Source organism: Frigoribacterium sp. CFBP9030 (genome assembly GCF_034045195.1).
Classification (GTDB): Bacteria; Actinomycetota; Actinomycetes; order Actinomycetales; family Microbacteriaceae; genus Frigoribacterium.
In genome coordinates, this window is sequence record NZ_JAXCWG010000007.1 from 95,392 (window position 1) to 115,550 (window position 20,159).

Sequence of the window (20,159 nt, forward strand, 5' to 3'; positions counted from 1 at the left end):
AGGCAGACTCAAGTCTGGCGCTCACGGGCCGGGTTGGATCGCCCCCACCGAGAGCTGCTGGACGCTGGAGGACGTGCAGGCGGTGAAGAGATCTCCGCCGGCTCCGATGTACAGAGACGCCGTCGACCCGGGCGGGTAGACCCGGAACCCCTCGCTCTGCTGCGGCTGGCACTCGGCGGCATCGTAGTTCGCGGCCTGCACCATGGTCAGGATCGCCTGGGCGTACCCACCGGGAGCGATCTGCACGGTCGGGTGCTCCGACGCCCGATCCAGAGTCGCCGAGGCCCCGAGCTGGGTGCCGTCACCGCCTCCGACGAACGACACACCCGGCCAGCCCTGCAACTCGCAGGTGCGGTCGCCGGTGTTCGTGAGGATCAGAGCGACACCGTAGCTGCCCGCAGCTCCGCCACCTCCGTCGTCGATCGCGCCCTGCAGCTCGTCGACGGTGCACCGGTCCGCGGCGGCCCCGATCGTCCCGTCGCCGAGATCGCCCCCTCCCCCGGACTCACCGTCCGGGCCGGGTGTCGACGTCGCCGGTGGCGCGGGAGCTGCGGAAGGCGTCGGCGTGGACGTCGGCGTCGGCGTCACCGTCGCGGTCACGGTCTCCGTGCCGGGAGACGGTTCCGAGGCGTCGGGCGTGCAGCCGGCCAGCATGACGACCAGCGCTGCAGCGGACACGGTCACGGTGAGGGGCTTGGAACGAAAACGCATGCACTCCACACTGGCACGCCGCGGGGGGAACATGCTCAGGGGCGGCTGTCACGATGCGTCCGACGGTCTTCAGTCGGCTGCCCACCCGGGTCGCCGCTCAGACCCGGTCGAGCCTGGTTCTGATGCCGCCGAGATGCACGGCCCGGGGCCCTGACGCGACGTCGCCGAGGCGGGCCAGGAGGCGACGGGCCGCGTCGAGGACGATGGGGTGCTCGACCCCGTAGGTGAGGACACCGTCGAAGACCGTGTCGACGAGCTGTTCCGGCGCCGGCCAGTGCGGCAGGACACGGGCGACGGCATCCTCGTCGAGGTAGGCGGTGATGGCCTGCCGCCCGGCCCACAGGGGCACGAGGGCCGTCGCCGACAGGTCGAGTGCGCTGACAGCCGTGTACGGATCGTTGGTCCCGCTCGCGAGACCGCGGACGCCGATCTCGACGAGTTGCTGGAGCGCGAAGCCGACGTCCTGGAACGGCGTCCGTGCCGCACCGAGGGTCACCATCCTGCGGAGCCGGTCGACGTCGGTCTCCGGCACAGGACGGCCATGCACTCCGTCACGCGGGGCCATGCGGAGCAGGCAGTCGCCCTCGATGAGATGGTCTCCCGGCATGGCCGTCATATCGACGACCTGATCGTGGTCGTGGGCCCACGACACGAGCCGCTCCCATCCGACGGATTGGACGTACCCGTCGCTCTGCGACTCGACGATGGACCACGCCACGCCACCGTCGGGCTGTGGCTGCACGCTCACCCCGTCGCCGTCACCGTCACGGTCGCTGTCACCGTCGAACCGATACGCATGGCTCACGGCGGTCTCGAGGTCCTCCTGCACCTGCTTCTGCAGCGAGGTGATCTGCACGCTCGACGCGATGTGGTGGATGAAGAACACGAGCACGGCGACATCGACGACCCCGAGGGCGACGGCGACGTGTATGGCGATGACGGGGACGAAGGCCGTGCCGTCGTCGATGGCCGTGTGGACGGAGCGGAGGACGACGATCGAGTAGAGGAAGGTGGAGGTGAAAGCCGCCAGGACGAACTGGTTGGCCCGGTCGGCCATGAAGTTGCGGACCAGGCGTGGACCGTACGTCGAGGACGTCGTCGCCAGGACCGAGATGGTGATGGAGAACGACGTGCCCGCCACGGTGAGCATCGCCGTCCCGACCGTCGTCAGGATGGCTCGACCCCCGCTGGCGCTGAGAGCGTCGAGGATGGGGATCGAGGCGCCCCGATCGACGATCCCCTGGTCGACGACGACGAGCAGCTGTGCGACGACGATCGCGAAGACCCCGAGGACGGCGGGGAAGAACCAGAACGACTCACGGAGCCGGAGCGTGACGGTGCGCATGAGCGACTGCTTCCTGTCAGGTCTCCGAGGCTGGAGAAGACACCCCGAAGCGTAGTCAGCAGAGCGCATCGACGCCGCGTGGGCCGGGAACGACCGACGGGCGCCGTCTCCCGAGAGACGACGCCCGTCGGGCCGACACGGACGGGTCAGCGCCCTGTCGAGTCGTCCTGGTCCGTCGTGCCGGGTGCGCCCTCGTCGAGGCGGCCGTCGATGGCCGGGTCGGGCGACACGACGTCGACCCGCAACGGCGGATCGGCGACGACCGCGGAGGCCGACGCCTCCGGGCCCGAGACGGAGCCCGCACGGGTGCCCCGGACACGGCGCTTGACAGCCTCCCAGGGTCGGGCCAGACCCTTGCTGCTCGCCTGGGTGGGCGCGTCGACCTCGAGGCCGTAGTAGGCGCCCACGTGCTCGAGGAGGACGTCGCGTTCGGCCTTGTCGTACGCGCGGCGTTCGCGGTTGAAGGCGATGATCGTCGACCAGCACGTCAGCAGCAGCACGATGCTGAACGGCAACGCCGTCGTGATCGCCGCGGTCTTCAGGGCGTCGAGCCCACCCGTCAGGAGGAGCGCGACAGCCAGCAGGGCGGCGACCAGAGCGAAGAACACGCGCAGCCAGTTCTTCGGCTCGATGTCGCCGCCGGACGCGATCATCGCCATGACGAGCGAGCCGGAGTCCGACGACGTGACGAAGAACACCCCGATGAGCAGGATCGCACCGAAGGTCAGGACCGTCCCGGCGGGCAGGCCGCCGAGCAGGGCGAACAGCGACCCCTCGACATCGACCGAGCCGTCGGCGCCGACGAGGCCGCCGGCGCCGTCGGTCTGCTGGTGGATCGCGGCGCCGCCGAGGACGGCGAACCAGAGGAACGTCAGCGCCGTCGGGACGAGCAGCACGCCGAACACGAACTGGCGGACCGTGCGGCCCTTGGAGATGCGGGCGATGAAGATGCCGACGAACGGCGCCCACGACATCCACCAACCCCAGTAGAAGGTGGTCCAGGCGCCCTGCCACTCCTCGCCGGCGGCACCCTGCTGGGCGGTCACGTTGAACGACAGACCGACGACGTTCTGCAGGTAGGCGCCGATCGACTGCACGAAGTCGCGCAGCAGGAACTGGGTCGGACCGACGATCAGGACGAAGAGCAGAAGGGCTGCGGCGAGGATCAGGTTGAAGTTCGAGAGGATCTTCATGCCCTTGGTGACGCCGGTGACGAGCGACACGATGGTGACCGCGGTGATGACCGCGATGATCGAGATCTGGCTCACGATGCTGCTCTCGGCGATGCCGGCGGCCTCCAGGCCGGCGCCGATCTGGATGACGCCGAGACCGAGCGAGGTCGCGACCCCGAAGAGGGTGCCGACGAGGGCGATCACGTCGATCAGGTTGCCCCAGCCGCCGCGGACGCGGTTGCCGAGGAGGGGCTCGAGTGCCCACCGGATGGAGACCGGCCGGCCCCTGCGGTGGATCGCGTAGGCGAGGGCGAGGCCGAGGACGACGTAGATGGCCCAGGCGTGCAGCCCCCAGTGCAGGAACGTCTGGGTCAGGGCCTGCTGTGCGAGCTGGTCCTCCGTGCCCGTGACACCGGGGCGGGGGGAGGCGAAGTGGCTGAGGGGCTCGGAGACGCCGTAGAAGACGAGGCCGATGCCCATCCCCGCGGCGAAGAGGAGCGCGAACCACGACCCGGTGGAGAACTCGGGTTCGTCTTTGTCCTTGCCGAGCTTGATGCCGCCGAACCGGCTGAAGCCGATGAACAGGCTGAAGCCGACGAAGAACGCCGCGATCAGGACGTAGTACCAGCTGAAGTTCTTGACGATGCCGCTCTGCAGACCGAGGAACAGCGCCTCGGCCGATGCGGGCGCGATCAGGGTGAAGGCGACGAAGCCGAGCACGACGACGGCCGCAGGCCAGAAGACCCAGCGGCGCAGCTGCGGAGTCGTCGAGACGGTCTCCGTGAGGGACGCGGGATGGTCGGCGGTGGGCCCCGAAGAGGGAGGTGTTGTCGTAGCCATGTGTCCATGGTGCCGGTTCAGCGAGGCCGAGGCCGAATACGGAGGTGATCCCGGCCTCGGGAGGTCAGGCGTCCTGGTGCTTGTAGCGCCGGTTGCGCGGCCTCAGAACGGCCGTCGCAAGGCCCGCGGCGACGACCGACGCGATGAGGATGGCGACTTTGGCGTCGTCGTCGTGAGCGCTGCCCAGCCCGTAGCTCAGCTCCGCGACGAGCAGGGATACGGTGAAGCCGATACCCCCGAGGAGGGCGACACCGGTGAGGTCGATCCAGGTGATCGTCCGGTCGAGTTCGGCCCGGGTGATGCGGGTCGTGATCCACGTCGTGGCGAGGATGCCGATGGGTTTGCCGAGGACGAGAGCGGCGATGATGCCGATCGTGACCGGACTCGACAGCGCCGTCCTCAGCCCGTCGAGGCCGCCGAAGGCGACGCCGGCGGAGAAGAACGCGAAGACGGGGACGGCGAAGCCGGTGGAGAGGGGCCGGAAGCGGTGCTCGAAGACCTCGGAGAGCCCGGGGCCGGTGCCCGGTCCGCCGCTGGCCTGGCTGCGGATGACGGGGACGGCGAAGCCGAGGAGGACCCCGGCGACGGTGGCGTGGACGCCTGAGGCGTGGATGAGACCCCACACCGAGACGGCCACCGGCAGCAGGATGAACCAGTTCGCTGCGGGATGCAGGCCGAAGAACCGGCGGAACCTCTGCGTCAGGAACACGTACGCGGCGAGCGGGACGATCGCGAGCACCAGGGGGAGGACCTCGATGGCGCTGGTGTAGACGAAGGCGATGATCCCGATGGCGATGAGGTCGTCCACGACCGCGAGGGTCAGGAGGAAGATCCGCAGCGCAGCAGGAAGTCTCGAGCCGACGATCGCGAGGACCGCGACGGCGAAGGCGATGTCGGTCGCCGTGGGGATCGCCCACCCGCGCACCGCCTCCGGGTCGGCGGCGTTGATGGCGGTGAAGATCAGGGCGGGGACGATGACTCCGCCGAACGCGGCGGCCACCGGCACGATGGCCTTGCTGATCCTCCGCAGCTCTCCGGCGACGAACTCCCGCTTGAGCTCCAGGCCGACGAGGAAGAAGAAGATCGCCAGCAGCCCGTCGGCGGCCCACTCCCCCACGCTCAGGTGCAGACCCAGAGCCGCGGGGCCGAACTCGAAGTCGCGAAGCGCGAAGTACGCGCCGGACAGGGGCGAATTCGCCCACACGACGGCGACGACCGCCGCGATGACCAGGACGATGCCGCCCACGGTCTCCTTGCGGAGGATCTCCCCGAGGCGGGTGGACTCCAAGGAGGTGTCCTCGGCGAACAGTCCAGGGGCAGCTGCAGCGGGTGGGCGGGGAGGGGGCAGGTCGTCGTGTGGCATCGCCCCTTGTCTTATCAGACATCGGCAGACCGACACCCCATCAGGCAGGGATCCCGGGAGGCGGTCGTCACGGTCGTCGATGCTTCCACCACCATCTGGCGCCAAGCAACGAAGCGGACACTGTCGATGGCTGTCCAGATGACTCACGTTCACCCGGACCCCGGTGGATCGAGGAACCTCGAACCAGGCAGTCATTGAGGGCGCCATGAGAATCACCAGATTGCGCATCGACGGCCAGTTCTTCCACCTCGACGAAGATCAGGACACCGCGACCCTGAAGCGGGAGATCATCGCCGCCGCCTCCGCAGGGCCCCGGTTCATCGATTTCACCGCGATCGGCCACGGCGAGGTGTCCGTCCTCATGACACCCCAGATGGGTGCTCGGTTCGAGGTCCTCGAGCGCAGCCAGGAGGAGATCGATGAGTGGAACCACACCCCACCCGTCGTGGACTACGACCCGCTGGTCCACGACTGAGGCGCGAGCGCAGCCCCCTGCACCGAGGGATGCCCCGGTCGCAGCGGAGCGGACACCTCGGAGTCCAGGTCGACGGTGGCGCTACTCGGCGTCGTCGATCTCAGCCAGGGCCACAGGGGTCCCCGAGGTGATGAGCAGGTCCGTCGCGAGGACGGACCCCGAACCGTAGTTGACCCTCAGCCACAGCGCCTCCCCGTCCCGGAGCGCGGACATGATCTGCGCCTGGACCGCGTCGAGGGTGGTGTCCGGGATCGTGTAGGCGAAGCCGCCGTAGTGGACGTCGACGCGCTTCATGGTGCCCCCGTATCGGTGCCGTTGGCGGTGTCCTCGTCGATGATGTGCAAGCCCGTGTGGGTGTTCGCAGTCAGCTCCAGGGCACGGATCCAGCGCGGGTTGATCTGGGGCACACGACTTCCGTAGAACTTGAACACCAGAGGGATCGTGGGGTGCAGCCAGATCGAGGTGCGTCCGTCGCCGATCTGCTGATCGTCCTTCCAGGAGAAGTAGAACGGTTCCCCGCGGCGGAGCTTCACGCCGATCACGACCTGCAGGTGAGCCAAGGTCCGGTCATCGAAGTCGACCGTCAGCGTCTGGTCGTAGATGAGCTTTCCCACGGCACCTTCTTCGTTCGGCTAACACGCAGCCCGTCATGCGGGTGCTGGCTTTCGAATCCCCTGCGTCCCAGACGGGAGAGTCATCAATACGTTAGCGCCCCATCCGCGTCCTCCGAGGCGGGCGCTCTGGCGCTCCGCCACTCGCCCGCTCGCAGAGCACGGAAGCGTCCGCCGACACCGGATCTCACGGCACACGACGGAGCGACCGCGGCGGGCGGGTCGTCAGCCCCCGACGGTCGAGCGGAGGGTCGACGACCCGTCGGGCAGGCGGCGCACCTCGATGCGGTCGGCGATCCGCTGCTTGAGCTCGTCGACGTGGCTGACGATGCCGACGACCCGACCCGCGGCCGAGAGCCTGCCCAGCTCGGTCATCACCGCGTCGAGCGTGGTGGGGTCCAGCGATCCGAAGCCCTCGTCGACGAAGAGGGTGCCCAGCTGCAGCCCACCGGCCTCGGCCTGCACGACGTCCGCGAGTCCGAGAGCGAGGCTGAGCGACGCGTAGAACGTCTCGCCGCCCGAGAAGCTGCCGGGGTCGCGGGTCGTGTCGGTCGCGTGGTCGCGGATCGCCAGCGACAGCCCGGTCTTGCGCGACCTCGACGTCGCCTCGCGCTCGTCGGACGACTCGAGCTGATACCGACCGCTCGACATGACCGACAGCCGCACGTTGGCCGCCGCGACGACATCGTCGAACCGCCGCAGCAGCACGTACGTGCCGAGCGTCACGCCCTTCACGTTGACCGCCGAGGAGGCGCTGGCCAGGTCGGCCATCCGCACGATCGCCCGGGCACGCTCCGCCGCGTCGTCCCCGACGGCCGCGGCCTGCCGCAGCGCGACGAGGGCTGCCGACGACCGCTCGGCCCGGTCGCGCGCCCGGGCGGTCTCGGCGGCGATCGACGTCGCCGCGGCCTCGGTCTCCGCCGCACGCTCGGTCGCCAGGGCGACCCGCTGCTCGACCGCGGCCTCGACCCCGACACGTGCATCGTCGCCCAGGCCCTCGCCCGATGCGTCGTCGAGCCCCGCGATCTCCGGCTCGCCGAGCCCGGCGGCGACGACGGCGAGCTCGCGGTCGTGCGCCGCGATCACGGCATCGAGCCGGCCGACCTCGGCACGATCCAGCACGGCTGCGGCCACGGCCTCGACGTCGGCGAAGCCCGCGTCGGCGAGCGACGCGTCGAGGTCGGCGCGTCGCCTCGCGACCTCGTCGACCGCGATCGCCTGGGCGTCGAGAGCCTCGACGAGGCGCGCCACGGCGCCGTGCCGGCGCCCGATGACCGCGACGAGCTCCGCCACGCTGTCGGCCCGCCCCCCGAGGTGCCGTCCGACGGCCGCGGTGTCGTCGTCGAGTCGTCGCCGGTCGGCCGCCGCCTGCGCGACGGCCGTGGCGGTGCCGACCCGCGCCTCCTCGAGCTCGGTGCGTCGGCGCTCGGTCTCGGCGTCGTGGGCGTCGAGCGCGAGGGCGGCCGCGTCGCGATCGCCCGCCACGCGGCGCGCGGCCTCGACCCGGGCCAGCGCCGCGTCGAGCTCCGCCTCGACCTCGGCACGGGTGACGCCGCCCAGTTCGGTCGCCCGCTCGTCTCGCCGGGCGACGGCGACCGAACGACGTGCGGCGGCAGCAGCGAGGGCCGACTCGCAGCGCACGCGCTCGTCGGTCGCCCGGTCGACGGCGTCGTCGTCGGGGTGGTTGGCGGTGGTCACGGCCGGAGCCGGGTGGTGCTCGGATCCGCAGACCGGGCAGGGCTCGCCGACGAGGAGGTCGCCCGCGAGCTCGCCCGCCATCCCGGCGATCTTGCGGCGGCGCAGGTCGTTCTCGACCCCGGCGGCGTCGAGAGCCACCCGGGCCGCCTCGTGCAGATCGGCGGTCGCGCGGTCGAGCTCGGCCTCGAAGCGGTCGAGCCCGTCGCTGAGGTCACGTCGCCTGCGCCCCTCCGCCACCGCAGCCTCGGCGGGCCCCACGGCGACGACGGCCTCGGTCAACGCACCGAGCGCCGCCTCGAGCTCTCGGCGGACCGCGGGCAGCTCGGCCTGGGCACGCTCGAGCTCGTCGACGCGCGCCACCTCGGCCGCGACCTGCGCCTCGAGCACGTCGAGAGCGGCCCGGCGGTCGACGAGGGTCGCTTCGAGCCGGGCGCTCTCGGCGGACGACCCGGCCTCCGCCGTCAGGGCGTCGCGTCGAGCCGCCGCCGAGTCGCGGTCGGTCGTCTCGGTCAGATCGGCGTCGAGGTCGCCGGACTCGCGCGCCATACCGACCTGCTCGACGGCGGTCGAGAGCCGCTCGTCGGCCCGGCGGAGCCCCTCGACCGCGACGGTCACCGAGGAGGCGCGGCGCGCGTCGTCGACCCGGCCGCGTGCCTCCTGCACATCGGCTTCTACCTCGCGGGCCGCCGCCTCGCGACGGAGCAGCGCCGCGCGTCGCTCGAGCGCCCGCTGCAGACGCCGTTGCTCGTCGAGGTGTGACCGGGCCGCGTCGCGATCGCCGACCGCCGCGGCCCGCCGACCCTCGAGCTCGACGGCGGTCGCGGCCAGCCCGGCGACCAGACCGCCCAACCCGTCGCGCCCCTCCGGCCGGCCTGAGCCCTCCGGCCCATCTGAGCCCACCGATCCATCTGAGCCCTCCGGCCCGCCCGGCACCCCGAAGTCCGCCGCGGCTGCGGCGAAGGCCTCGTCGTCGACCCCGGTCGCCTCGCGCAGTCGCCCGAGCGCGAGCTCGACCTCGCGCTCGGCGGCGGCTATCGAGGCGCGCGCGGCGACCCGGCGCTCGACGAGCTGTGCCGTCGTCTTCTCGTAGATCTCGGTGCCGAACAGCGACTGCAGCACCTCTTTGCGCTTCTCGCCGGTCGAGCGCAGAAAAGCCGCGAACTCGTTCTGCGGCAGCACGACGGTCTGCACGAACTGCTGCCGGGTGAGCCCCAGGATGCGCGCGATCTCGGCCCCGGTCTCTTGCGCGCTGGTCGACACGACGGTGCCCTCGACCGCATCGGGCGAGGTCAGCAGCACGAGGGTCACGGTCTGGTTCTGCGGGGTCGTGCCCGTGCCACGGGCCTTCGGCCGGCGGTAGGCCGGGGTCCGTCTGACCCGGTGGATGCCCGCCGCGGTCTCGAAGACGACCTCGACGAACGGCTCGACCGTGGGGGCGGCGTGATGGCTGCGCAACCGGTCGGGGCTGGAGGTCGAACCGGCCAGACCGCCGTAGAGGGCGAAGACGAGCGCGTCGATGATCGTGGACTTGCCCGACCCGGTCGGCCCCTCGAGCAGGAACACGCCCGAGGCCCCGAGCGCCGCGAAGTCGATGCTGTGCTCGCCCGCGTACGGCCCGATGGCGCGCAGCGTGAGTCGATGGAGGATCACTCGCCGCCCTCCGTCGCCCTGGCCGCCTCGTACGCGGATCGGACGATCTCGAGCTCGAGCTCGTCGGCCCGGGCGCCCGAGGCGAAGGCGACGAAGTCGGCGGCGACCTCGACCGGGTCGGTCTCGACCGTCACCGCTCTCAGGGCGGGCGCGTCGACGGCGCCCACCGGCACGTGGTGGATCGCGAGGGCGTTCGGGAACCTCTCGCGGACCCGCGCGTAGAGACGGTCGGGGTGCACCGGATCGGTGGCCGTGATGCGCGACCAGGCCTCGCGGTGCTGGTCGTACCGGCCGTCGAGCAGACGTTCGATCGTGTCGGCGAACTCGACGAGGGGCCGCGGCACGGGTGCGGGCACGGTCTCGATCGTGGCACCGCCGTCGGCCGCCAGGGTGACGAGCGTCGACGACTTGACGTGCCCCCGCTCACCGAACGAGAACGCCAGCGGCGACCCCGAGTAGCGGACGACCGGTCGGGCGTCGACCGCCCCGACGCGCTGAGCCCCGTGCAGGTGCCCGAGCGCGACGTAGTCGACGCCGTCGAAGACCCCCGCGGGCACGGAGTCGACCCCGCCGACACGGATGTCTCTCTCGCTCTCGCTCGCCGCGCCTCCTGATACGAAGGCGTGGGCGATCACGACCGACCGCGTGCCTGGCCGCCCGGCGAGATCGGCGCGCACCCGTCGCATGGCGGCGGCGACGACCGCCTCGTGCGACCGGGCGAGCGGGCCGTCGTCGCCAGCACCGGCACCAGCGCCGGCACCGTCGGCGAGCGCGTGGCGCACGGTGTCGGGGTCGAGGTACGGCACCCCGTAGAACGCGACCGGCCCGTCGGCGTCGTCGACGACCACCGGTGTCGCCAGCTCGTCGACCCGGGCGCGCAGGTGCAGCCCGGGCCGCATCAGCTCGGCCGCGAAGCCCAGCCTGACCGCCGAGTCGTGATTGCCGGGCGTCAGCACGACGGTCGCCAGCTCGCTGAGCCGCTGCAGGGCCGAGCCGAGGAGGCGCACGCTGGGTACCGCGGGCACCGCCCGGTCGTACACGTCGCCCGCCACGACGACGACCCGGACGCCGCGATCGCGGACGAGCTCGACGAGGTGGTCGACGAACGCGGACTGGTGCTCGTGCAGATCGACGCCGTGCAGCGTGCGACCGAGATGCCAGTCGCTCGTGTGCAGGATCAGCACGGGTCTCCTTCTCAGCGGTGCCGGTGGGTCGTCGTCACTGTAGCGTCGAGGTCCGACACTGCAGCGCCGGAGGAGAACCGCACCGTGAACGACGACACCATCGACCCGTCCGCCCTCCGATCCGAGGTCGAGGCGCGTCACGATCGGATGATCGCGGACCTCGTGGCGTACGCCTCCCTCGAGACGCCGTCCGACGACGTCGACCTGCTCGCGGTCGGCCTCGCCTGGATCGAGTCCTGGTTGACGGCGACCGCCGGCCCGGCCGCCGCCCGACGGGTGCGCGTCGTCGAGGGCTACGGCGACTCGGTCACGCTCGAGTACCCCTCGCCCACGGGCTCCGCCGAGTGGGTCAGCGCGCTCTGCCACTACGACACGGTGTGGTCGGAGGGCACTCTCGCCGACTGGCCGGTGACGATCGACGGCGACGTCATGACCGGGCCCGGCGTCTTCGACATGAAGTCCGGGCTGATCCAGCTCGGTCACGCCATCGCGGTCTCCGATCGGCTCGGTCTGCCGCGGCCGGGCGTCCGCATCGTGCTGAACGGCGACGAGGAGGTCGGCAGCATCGCCTCGCGGCCGGTCATCGAGGCCGAGGTCGGCCGAGGAGGCGCGGTGCTGGTCTTCGAGTCCGCCGCCGAAGGAGCGGTCAAGACGGCCCGCAAGGGCGTCGGCATCTTCGAGGTCGAGACGTTCGGCGTCGAGGTGCACGCGGGGCTGCACCCGCGGTCGGGTGCGAGCGCGATCGACGAGATGGCGCGGATCATCCTCCAGCTGCACGCCGCGGCCGACATCGACGCCGGCACCTCGCTCAACGTGGGCATCGTGCAGGGCGGCACCCGCACCAACGTGAAGGCCGGCCACGCCCGGGCCTCGGTCGACGTGCGCGTCACGTCGGCGTCCGAGGTGACCCGCATCGAGCAGGTGCTGGCCGACCTCGCCCCCCACGACCCGAACGCCCGGGTGCAGGTCACCGGCGGCTGGAACCGCCCTCCGATGGAGCGCACCCCGGTCACGGCGGCCCTGTACGAGCGGGCCGCCCGGGTGTCCGCGACGCTCGGGTTCGAGCTGCGCGAGGTCTCGGTCGGCGGGGCGAGCGACGGCAACTTCGCCGCGGCCCTCGGCTGCGCCGTGCTCGACGGGGTGGGCGGCGTCGGCGGCGGGGCGCACGCCCGCCACGAGTGGATCAGCCTGGCCGGAATGGTCGAGCGCACCGAGTTCGTCTCCGCCCTCTTCGCCGACCTCGCCTGACCCGACCCGACGTCACGCGAGGGCGCACAGCGGCGTGATGCGATCGTGACTCGGCGCAGGCGAACTCATCCCCGCGACTGACGAGCCAGCTGCGCGTTCGTCAATACGGTGGTGCGAGCCCGATCTCACGGGCCCCTGGGGAACGGATCCGTCATGACACGCGCACGCACTCTGCACACCCTCGGAGCCTCGGCGCTCGTCGTGCTGTCTCTGGCCGGATGCGCCGGCGGCCCGTCCGGGGGCACGACGCCGAGCCCGACCCCGAGCATGAGCACCAGCGCCGGCGCGACTCCCGACGACGGCGAGACGGCGACGCCCACCGCTCCGCCTGAGTCGAGCCCGACGCCGACCGGCGCGGCGACCCCGACCCCGACGACCTCCGAGACGCCGGCCGCGTCTCCCGTGAACATCCCCACCGACTGCACGCAGATCGTCGACTCGGCGACCTACGCGGCGACGATGGGCGAGACCCCGCTGAACCCCGAGGGCTACCTCCGGCGCGACGGCACCCCGTTAGGAGCCCGGACGCCGACCGTGCCGCCTGCCGACGCGACCCTCGTGCAGATCGTCGACTCGGCCGCCGCGCTCGACTGCCTGTGGCGCGACCCGCGAGCCGACATCACCGGTCTCGGCGTGACCATGGGGCGCCTCGATCAGGCGACCAGCGCCTCCCTGCTGTCTCTGGCGGCAGCCGACGGTGCGACCTGCAGCGACGCCCAGGGCGGCCGGCTGTGCCAGAAGTCGGAGACGGCGGAGCAGTACCAGACCGACATCACGGACACGTACTTCGTGCGCGGCGACCTGTTCGTGCACGTCTTCCAGTCGAACTTCCCGACGAACGATCTGCTCGGCTCGATCCTGGCGCACACCGCGAGTTGAGCACCGAGCCGCAGCGCGCGCTACAGCACGCTCTTCGGCACCCGGTGCAGCGTCACGGCGCCGACCGCGTCGAACGGGTGCAGCGGGTCCGGGGCGCCCGACCCCGTCGGCCCGCCGAGCCGTGAGTGCCCGACGGCGCTGAGCACCGCGTAGGCGTCGCCGCGGGTCCAGCCGTGGTCGTCGACCAGGAACGAGAACGCGTCCTCGTACCCGCGCCGGATGCTCTCCTGCACCGGCTCGCCCAGCCCGACGAAGATCCAGTCGTCGGCCGTCTCGATCCGAGGGGCCCGCAGCGAGAGCCCCTTCACGACGTCGATCGACACGACCGCCGTGCCCTCCGCCTCGATGGCGACGAACGACGACTCGCCCTCGGCCATGATCGCGTGCACGTCGCCGATCGACAGGTACGCGCCCTCGACCATGACGGGCAGGTACACGGTCGAGCCGACGCGGTTCTCGGTGACGTCCATGTTGCCGCCCTGGGCGTACGCCGGCATGATCGTCGAGTTCTCGCCGGTCGCCGGGGCGGTGCCCATGCAGCCGATCATCGGCCGGGGTGCGAACACGTGCCGGTCGGTCACGTGCACCCCCTCGTCGTCGATGGGCACGCGGCGCGTGAACATCTCATCGCCCATCACGTGCTGCAGTGCGCCCGACCCGGGCAGCGCCACCGACCAGCCGTGCGCCACGAGCCGGATCTCGTGCACGGTCACGGCGAGCGCGTCGCCGGGCATCGCACCTTCGACGTAGACGGGGCCGGTGACGGGGTTGATCGGCACCGACAGCTTCGCGAGGTCGCGGTGCTCGTGCAGCTCGGCGTAGACGGCGTCGCTGGTCTCGAAGCCGATGCGCTCGCCCGTGCCGGGGGTGATCCGCAGGGCGGGCTCGACGTCGGCGGTGAAGCCGGGGCGCCCGTGCTCCTTGCCCAGGAAGTGGTCGACGCCGTCGACACGCGCCGCCGAGGAGGCGCGGGTCGGGTCGCCCGCGCCCCCGCCGGCCCCCGAGGCGGTCGCCTCCACCCCGCTCATGCGTCGTGCCGTTCGGAGTCGGCGGCGGGTGCGGCCGTGGCCGGCGTCGCACCGTGGTCGGCACCGGACGGGATGACCGGCGCCGCGCCTCCTCGGCTCCGGTAGTAGAGGAACACGCCTGCGCCGAGCACGAGCCAGACGAGTCCGCCGATCTTGGCCTCGGGGGCGGCGTTCACGAGCACGTAGCCGATGATGAGGAACCCGATGACGGGCACGACGAGGTGCAGCAGCCAGTTGCGCGACTTCCTCTTGACGACGTAGTGCACGACGACCGAGACGTGCAGCAGCATGAAGCCGAACAGGGCGCCGAAGTTCACCAGTGACGCGATGAGGTCGATCTGGCCGACGAAGAACAGCACGAGCACGGCCGACAGCGCCGAGACGAGCAGGATGGCGGCCTGCGGCACCTGGCGGCTGTTGATGGTGGACAGGAACGCGGGCAGCTGACGGTCGCGGCTCATCGAGAAGAGCAGACGCGAGGTGGCGGCCTGCGCGGCCATCGCGTTGGCGATGCCGATCGCGAGCACGTTGACGACCAGGAACGCCGTCGACCAGCCGCTGCTCGACGCCGCCTCGACCAGCGAGAAGAACGCGTTGCCGACCTCGTCCTTCCCGAAGGAGTCGCGACCGGCGGCGAGGGCGCTGGCGAGCCAGGTCTGCACGACGAAGAGCGTGGCGACGATCACCAGGGCGATGATCATGGCCTTGCCCGCTCCGCCGCGCTTGCCGGTGCTCTCCTCCGACAGCGTCGAGATGCCGTCGAAGCCCAGGAAGCTCAGCACCGCGATCGACAGCGCCGACGCGAGGAGCGGCGCGGTGACCTTGCTGGAGTCCCAGATCGGGTCGGCGGTGAACTCGGCGCCGGGGATCGTGCCGTCGTTCAGCGCGATGACCGCGATGATGACGAAGATCACGACGAAGACGACCTCGATGGCCAGGAACACCCGGTTCATCAGCTTGATCGAGCTGATGCCGAGCAGGTTGATCGCGGTGTTGATCGCGACGAAGATCAGCGCCCACATCCACCGGGCGCTCCCGGGGAAGATCCCGATCATCGACTCGGCGGCGAACACGTAGAGCAGCGTCGGCACGAGCAGGTAGTCGAGCAGGATCGCCCAGCCGGCGAAGAACCCGGCGATGGGGTGGATGCCGCGACCGACGTACGAGAACACCGAACCGGCGAGCGGGATCGACTTCGCCATCTGCGCGTAGGCGAGCGCCGTGAAGATCATCGCGACGAGGCCGATCAGGTAGACCAGCGGCACCATGCCCGACGACGCGTTGTAGACGGTGCCGAAGATGGCCCAGGGCGCGATCGGCACCATGAAGATCAGGCCGTAGATGAGCAGATCGACGGTCGTGACCGACCGCTTCAGCTCCTGCTTGTAGCCGTACTGCTCGAGTTGCTGCTGGTTGCTCAGCTCGCCGCCGGGGGCGCCGGTCGTCGTTCCAGTGGACATGGTGTGCTCTCTCGCTCGGGTGGGATGCGGGGGTGGAGCCGGGGAGGTGCGGGTCGGGTCGGTCAGGAGGCGCGGGTCGGGAGGCGCGGCGCGGGAAGTGCGGCGCGGGAGGCGCGGGTCAGGCCGAGTCGTGCGCCGCGAGGAACTCGGCGACGACGGCTCGGAACTCCTCGGGCTGCTCGAGGTGCGAGCAGTGGCTCGCGCCGGCGAAGACGTGCGACCGGACGTCGGCGATGCCGTCGACGAACGGCTGCCAGGTGGCCGGGGTCGCCTCGTCGTGCTCGCCGGCGACCACGAGGGTGGGGGCGGTGACGCGGGGCAGCCGGTCGACGATGCTCCAGTCGCGCATCGTGCCGATGACGTGGAACTCGTTGGGCCCGTTCATCGTGTGATAGACGGTGGGCTCGGCCTCCATCTGCGCCTCGCTGTCGACGAAGTCCTGAGGCATGGGGACGACGCGGCAGACGTGCCGCTCGTAGAACACCTGCGTCGCGGCGAGGTACTCCGGGTCCGTGGTGGTGCCCGCATCCTCGTGACGCTGCAGCGCCTCCTGCACGTCGGCCGGCAGCAGCGCCCGCAGCTCGGCCGCGCCCTCGACCCAGAGCTGCATCGAGGCGGGCGAGTTGCAGATCGCGAGACCCGCGAGACCCGCGGGCTGGCGCACGGCGATCTCGGCGCCGAGCATGCCTCCCCACGACTGGCCGAGCACGTGGAACCGCTCGAACCCGAGGTGCGCGACGACCGCGTCGAACTCGGCGACGAACAGGGCGGGGCTCCAGGTCTCGACGGGGGCGTCGGGGCGGTGGCTGCTGCGGCCGCAGCCGAACTGGTCGTAGTGCACGACGGTGCGACCGGTCTCGTCGGCGAGCGCCGCGAGGTTGCGGAGGTAGTCGTGGGCCATGCCCGGGCCGCCGTGCAGCACGATCAGGGGCAGCGCGCCCGGCGTCGGGCGGTCGGGGGTCGTGACCTGGTACCAGGTGACGCCGTCGCGGAACGGGAGGGTGGAGGAGGTGCTCGTCGACATGCGGGACAGTGTGCGTCACGTAAAGGTCTCGCGCCTAGACCTTTGCCGATGACTTAACGTGGGTGTAACAAACGCCGCTCGGGAGGGTCGACGCATGACGCCACGCGAGGCCGCCGACGCCGGGGCGCCCGGGGCGTCCGGGGCGTCCGACAGCGCCCCCTCCGCCCCCGCCGGCGCCCTCGCCGCGCCCGTCGAGTCGTCGAGCCGCGTCGACGACGTGACCGACCGGCTGGTGACCGCCATCGCGACCGGCGAGTACCTGCCCGGCCAGCGCCTCCCTCCCGAGCGCGACCTCGCCGCATCGCTGCGCGCCGGGCGCATGACCGTCCGGGCCGCGCTCGCCCGACTCGTCGAGCAGGGCATGATCGAGACCCAGCGCGGGCGCGGTGGCGGGTCGTTCGTCCGCGAGCAGCACACGACGTCGTCCGACGCCATCGCGCAGCGGACCCTCGGGGCGCGCTGGGCGGACCTCAGCGACACGAGCGAGGCGATCGGGCGACTGCACGGGACGATCGCCGAGGCCGCCGCCGAGAACCACACGCCCGCCGACGCCGCCGAGCTGCGCGAGCGCCTCGAGGGCTACCGCGAAGCCGAGTCGGGCCGGGCGTCGCAGCGGGCCGACGCCCTGCTGCACGTGGCGATCGCCGAGGCGGCGCACAACACGACGCTGCGCGAGGTCCTCTTCGCCCTGGAGGCGCGGGTCAGCATCGCGGCGCCGGCCCACCTCTGGGGCGGCCCCGACGGCATGCGCGAGATGGAGCTGCGGGCGCTCGGCGATCACGAGGCGCTGGTCGACGCGATCTGCGGCGGTCGGGCGACGGAGGCGGCGGGCATCGCGCGCGAGCACGTCAAGATCGACCTCGAGCTGCTCGAGCGGGTGCTGCACCCCCGCGACTGACGCCCGCGTCTCGCGGGCTCGCGCGCTCGCATTTCGCGGCGTCGAGCGAGGGTGTGCGGCGCCGCCGAGCGGGTGGGTAAGGCCCTTCTCGGCGGCGACCGCCACGGACGGCGAGTGCCCGTCGATCCGAACTCACGACCTCGCGGGGGTTCGAGGGTCGTGCAGATCGTCGGGCGGGCGTCACGCAGGGGGAGGACATCCGGTTCGGGCCGGATATCCGCGTGGCTACACCGCCGTCGGTTCAGAAGATAGCAGTCGATACTCACGAGTATCGAGTCCCCCTTATGGGGGACGAGACGTGCGACGAACCCGCCCTCGTGACTTGACACGCCTATTCGTTTCGCCATAGAAATAATCCATGCGACGACGCGACGACGACTCGACCCCTGCCCTGCACCTCCGGCTCGGCGGCACGAGCGTCGTGCTCGACGTCCCCCGTGGCGCCTTGCCCGGCTTCGTCTACTGGGGCCCCGATCTCGGCGACATCTCGGAGGAGGCGCTGGTCGGCCTGGTCGCAGCGGCCCGCCCCCAGCGCGTCTCGGGTGGTCTCGACCACCCCGCGCGCCTGACGGTGCTGCCGCTCGAGCACGAGGGCTGGCAGGGCACTCCGGGCCTGATCGGCAGTCGCGCGGGTGCGGCGTTCGCTCCGGCCTTCACCGTCACCGAGACCGCCACCGACACCGACGCCGACGCCGCCTCCGTCGGCGCGGCGCCCACCGTCACCGCGCTCACCATCACCGCCGACGACGACGACGCGGGCCTCCGTCTGGGCGTCGATCTGCGGCTCGACGAGCACGGCCTGCTGCACCAGACCCTCCGCCTGACGAACACCGGCGACGACGTCTACGACCTGCACGAGCTCGCCGCGAGCTTCCCGCTGCCGCACACCGCCAGCGAAGTGCTCGACACCACGGGTCGGCACCTGCGCGAGCGCACCCCCCAGCGCCACGCGCTGACCGTCGGGCGCTACGACCGCGAGAGCCGCCGCGGTCGCCCCGGGGCCGACGCCACCCTCGTGCTCGCCGCCGGCACCCCCGGCTTCGGCTTCGAGCGCGGTCTCGTCCACGCCGTCCACCTCGCCTGGAGCGGCAACCACCGTGTCGGCGTCGAGAAGACGATAGCCGGCGCGGTCGTCACCCGGGTGTCCGAGCTGCTCGCCCCCGGCGAGGTCCGACTCGGCCCGGGCGAGAGCTACGAGACCCCCGAGGCGCTCGGCTCGTGGGGCGACGGGCTGACCGAGCTCTCGGGTCGGTACCACCGCCTCCTGCGCTCCCGTCCGCAGCATCCGTCGTCGACGCGGCCCGTCACCCTCAACACCTGGGAGGCCGTCTACTTCGACCACGACCTCGCCCGCCTGAGCGCCCTGGCCGACGCCGGGGCGCGGGTCGGCGCCGAGCGCTTCGTGCTCGACGACGGCTGGTTCCGCGGTCGCCGCGACGACACGTCGGCGCTCGGCGACTGGTACGTCGACGACGAGGTCTGGCCCGACGGCCTCGCCCCGATCATCGAGCACGTCACCGGTCTCGGTCTGCAGTTCGGCCTGTGGGTCGAGCCCGAGATGGTCAGCCCCGACTCCGACCTGGCCCGTGCGCACCCCGAGTGGATCCTCGGGCCGGGCCCGCGCCTCCCGATGTCCGGGCGCCAGCAGCAGGTGCTCGACCTGTCGAACGCCGACATGTCGGCCTACCTGCTCGAGCGCCTCGACTCGCTGCTGCGCGAGAACGACATCGCCTACCTGAAGTGGGATCACAACCGGGACCTGATGGAGGCGGGGGCCGGGTCGCCCGCGCACCCCGCGGTCCACGAGAACGTCGTCGCGCTGTACGCACTGCTCGACGAGCTGCGCCGCCGGCACCCTGCGGTCGAGATCGAGAGCTGCGCATCGGGTGGAGCGCGGGTCGACCTCGGGATCCTCGCCCGGACCGATCGGATCTGGGCGAGCGACTGCATCGACCCGATCGAGCGCCTGACGATCCAGAAGTACACGAACCTGCTGGTGCCCTACGAGCTGATGGGCGCCCATGTCAGCGGCCCCAGGTCGCACTCGACCGGACGCCGCCACGACCTGTCGCTGCGCGCGGGCGTCGCGCTGCCCGGGCACTTCGGCATCGAGTGGGACATCTCGAGCCTCGACCCCGAGGTCGAGGCGGAGCTGACGAGCTGGGTGGCGACCCACAAGCGCCACCGCGAGCTGCTGCACCACGGCACCGCCGTGCACGCCGACCTGCCCGACGCGTCGATGGACCTGCGCGGCGTCGTGTCGCCCGACCGGCGGCATGCGCTCTACACGTTCACGCAGGTGACGGCGAGCGCCAGCTACCCGCCCGGGCCGATGACCCTGCCCGGCCTCGACGACGAGCGGATGTACCGCGTCGCGCTGGCCGAGCCGACCGGGGCCCTCGGCGGGCCCGGGCAGTCGGCGCTGGCGTGGGCCGTCGAGGGCGTGGTCGTGCCCGGGCGCGCCCTCCGCCTCGGCGGGGTGCAGGCGCCGGTGCTGTTCCCCGAGAGCCTCGTGCTGCTGGAGGTCACAGCCGTCTGACCCCGTGCGCGCCCCTTCGTCGCCCTTTCGGAGG

Annotated in this window: 16 protein-coding genes; 5 read left to right on the top strand and 11 right to left on the bottom strand. The window is 71.7% G+C overall.

Features of this window, described 5'->3' with window-relative positions; all coding sequences use genetic code 11:
• Window positions 1-21: 21 nt before the first annotated feature.
• From SOM13_RS09690 to nhaA, 4 genes are all read right to left on the bottom strand, one after another.
• Window positions 22-711: a DUF4232 domain-containing protein gene (locus tag SOM13_RS09690; RefSeq protein WP_192060811.1), complete on the bottom strand. Its 690-nt coding sequence runs from the start codon at window positions 709-711 to the stop codon at window positions 22-24.
• Between the two features lie 97 nt (window positions 712-808).
• Window positions 809-2,056 (bottom strand): DUF2254 domain-containing protein, encoded by a 1,248-nt coding sequence (locus SOM13_RS09695; protein ID WP_320479562.1) that lies wholly within the window; start codon window positions 2,054-2,056, stop codon window positions 809-811.
• Between the two features lie 146 nt (window positions 2,057-2,202).
• Window positions 2,203-4,068: a BCCT family transporter gene (locus SOM13_RS09700; RefSeq protein WP_320479563.1), complete on the bottom strand. Its 1,866-nt coding sequence runs from the start codon at window positions 4,066-4,068 to the stop codon at window positions 2,203-2,205.
• A gap of 64 nt (window positions 4,069-4,132) precedes the next feature.
• Complete coding sequence (gene nhaA / locus SOM13_RS09705; protein WP_414655520.1) at window positions 4,133-5,431, bottom strand: Na+/H+ antiporter NhaA; 1,299 nt, start codon at window positions 5,429-5,431, stop codon at window positions 4,133-4,135.
• A gap of 205 nt (window positions 5,432-5,636) precedes the next feature.
• On the opposite strand from nhaA, the gene SOM13_RS09710 reads away from it, so the two are divergent.
• Window positions 5,637-5,906: a hypothetical protein gene (locus SOM13_RS09710; RefSeq protein ID WP_320479565.1), complete on the top strand. Its 270-nt coding sequence runs from the start codon at window positions 5,637-5,639 to the stop codon at window positions 5,904-5,906.
• A gap of 81 nt (window positions 5,907-5,987) precedes the next feature.
• Here the strand turns inward: SOM13_RS09710 and SOM13_RS09715 are convergent, their stop codons facing one another.
• The 4 genes from SOM13_RS09715 to SOM13_RS09730 form a co-directional block, all read right to left on the bottom strand.
• Window positions 5,988-6,200 carry a hypothetical protein gene (locus tag SOM13_RS09715; RefSeq protein ID WP_320479566.1) on the bottom strand — a complete coding sequence of 71 codons (213 nt, stop codon included), beginning with the start codon at window positions 6,198-6,200 and terminating at the stop codon, window positions 5,988-5,990.
• Entirely contained in the window at window positions 6,197-6,520 is a 324-nt protein-coding gene (locus SOM13_RS09720; protein WP_320479567.1) for an ATP-dependent DNA ligase, read from the bottom strand. The genes SOM13_RS09715 and SOM13_RS09720 overlap by 4 nt, the downstream gene beginning before the upstream one ends.
• A 222-nt stretch (window positions 6,521-6,742) precedes the next feature.
• The gene (locus SOM13_RS09725) at window positions 6,743-9,865 is read right to left on the bottom strand and encodes an SMC family ATPase (protein WP_320479568.1); all 3,123 of its coding nucleotides are present in this window, start codon (window positions 9,863-9,865) and stop codon (window positions 6,743-6,745) included.
• Window positions 9,862-11,049 (bottom strand): exonuclease subunit SbcD, encoded by a 1,188-nt coding sequence (locus SOM13_RS09730; RefSeq protein ID WP_320479569.1) that lies wholly within the window; start codon window positions 11,047-11,049, stop codon window positions 9,862-9,864. The genes SOM13_RS09725 and SOM13_RS09730 overlap by 4 nt, the downstream gene beginning before the upstream one ends.
• Window positions 11,050-11,133: 84 nt before the next feature.
• Here SOM13_RS09730 and SOM13_RS09735 point away from each other — a divergent pair, with 84 nt between their 5' ends.
• Window positions 11,134-12,297 (top strand): M20/M25/M40 family metallo-hydrolase, encoded by a 1,164-nt coding sequence (locus SOM13_RS09735; RefSeq protein WP_197981945.1) that lies wholly within the window; start codon window positions 11,134-11,136, stop codon window positions 12,295-12,297.
• 153 nt (window positions 12,298-12,450) lie between these two features.
• Window positions 12,451-13,176: a hypothetical protein gene (locus SOM13_RS09740; protein ID WP_192060820.1), complete on the top strand. Its 726-nt coding sequence runs from the start codon at window positions 12,451-12,453 to the stop codon at window positions 13,174-13,176.
• Window positions 13,177-13,196: 20 nt separating this feature from the next.
• On the opposite strand, the gene SOM13_RS09745 is transcribed toward SOM13_RS09740, so the two are convergent.
• From SOM13_RS09745 to SOM13_RS09755, 3 genes are all read right to left on the bottom strand, one after another.
• Window positions 13,197-14,204: an acetamidase/formamidase family protein gene (locus SOM13_RS09745; RefSeq protein WP_320479570.1), complete on the bottom strand. Its 1,008-nt coding sequence runs from the start codon at window positions 14,202-14,204 to the stop codon at window positions 13,197-13,199.
• A complete protein-coding gene (locus tag SOM13_RS09750) occupies window positions 14,201-15,664 on the bottom strand; it encodes an APC family permease (RefSeq protein ID WP_320479571.1) in 1,464 nt (487 codons plus the stop codon). The genes SOM13_RS09745 and SOM13_RS09750 overlap by 4 nt, the downstream gene beginning before the upstream one ends.
• Before the next feature lie 118 nt (window positions 15,665-15,782).
• Window positions 15,783-16,688 (bottom strand): proline iminopeptidase-family hydrolase, encoded by a 906-nt coding sequence (locus SOM13_RS09755; protein ID WP_320479572.1) that lies wholly within the window; start codon window positions 16,686-16,688, stop codon window positions 15,783-15,785.
• Window positions 16,689-16,782: 94 nt separating this feature from the next.
• On the opposite strand from SOM13_RS09755, the gene SOM13_RS09760 reads away from it, so the two are divergent.
• Together SOM13_RS09760 and SOM13_RS09765 are read left to right on the top strand one after the other, a co-directional pair.
• Complete coding sequence (locus SOM13_RS09760; protein ID WP_320479573.1) at window positions 16,783-17,586, top strand: FadR/GntR family transcriptional regulator; 804 nt, start codon at window positions 16,783-16,785, stop codon at window positions 17,584-17,586.
• 358 nt (window positions 17,587-17,944) lie between these two features.
• Window positions 17,945-20,125 (top strand): alpha-galactosidase, encoded by a 2,181-nt coding sequence (locus tag SOM13_RS09765; protein WP_320479574.1) that lies wholly within the window; start codon window positions 17,945-17,947, stop codon window positions 20,123-20,125.
• Window positions 20,126-20,159 lie beyond the last annotated feature (34 nt).

Excerpts from the sequence above, each read along its gene's own strand:
- SOM13_RS09690 (WP_192060811.1), bottom strand. The coding sequence starts at position 711 with ATGCGTTTTCGTTCCAAGCCCCTCACCGTGACCGTGTCCGCTGCAGCG.
- SOM13_RS09695 (WP_320479562.1), bottom strand. The coding sequence starts at position 2,056 with ATGCGCACCGTCACGCTCCGGCTCCGTGAGTCGTTCTGGTTCTTCCCC.
- SOM13_RS09700 (WP_320479563.1), bottom strand. The coding sequence starts at position 4,068 with ATGGCTACGACAACACCTCCCTCTTCGGGGCCCACCGCCGACCATCCC.
- nhaA (WP_414655520.1), bottom strand. The coding sequence starts at position 5,431 with ATGCCACACGACGACCTGCCCCCTCCCCGCCCACCCGCTGCAGCTGCC.
- SOM13_RS09710 (WP_320479565.1), top strand. The coding sequence starts at position 5,637 with ATGAGAATCACCAGATTGCGCATCGACGGCCAGTTCTTCCACCTCGAC.
- SOM13_RS09715 (WP_320479566.1), bottom strand. The coding sequence starts at position 6,200 with ATGAAGCGCGTCGACGTCCACTACGGCGGCTTCGCCTACACGATCCCG.
- SOM13_RS09740 (WP_192060820.1), top strand. The coding sequence starts at position 12,451 with ATGACACGCGCACGCACTCTGCACACCCTCGGAGCCTCGGCGCTCGTC.
- SOM13_RS09745 (WP_320479570.1), bottom strand. The coding sequence starts at position 14,204 with ATGAGCGGGGTGGAGGCGACCGCCTCGGGGGCCGGCGGGGGCGCGGGC.
- SOM13_RS09750 (WP_320479571.1), bottom strand. The coding sequence starts at position 15,664 with ATGTCCACTGGAACGACGACCGGCGCCCCCGGCGGCGAGCTGAGCAAC.
- SOM13_RS09755 (WP_320479572.1), bottom strand. The coding sequence starts at position 16,688 with ATGTCGACGAGCACCTCCTCCACCCTCCCGTTCCGCGACGGCGTCACC.
- SOM13_RS09760 (WP_320479573.1), top strand. The coding sequence starts at position 16,783 with ATGACGCCACGCGAGGCCGCCGACGCCGGGGCGCCCGGGGCGTCCGGG.
- SOM13_RS09765 (WP_320479574.1), top strand. The coding sequence starts at position 17,945 with ATGCGACGACGCGACGACGACTCGACCCCTGCCCTGCACCTCCGGCTC.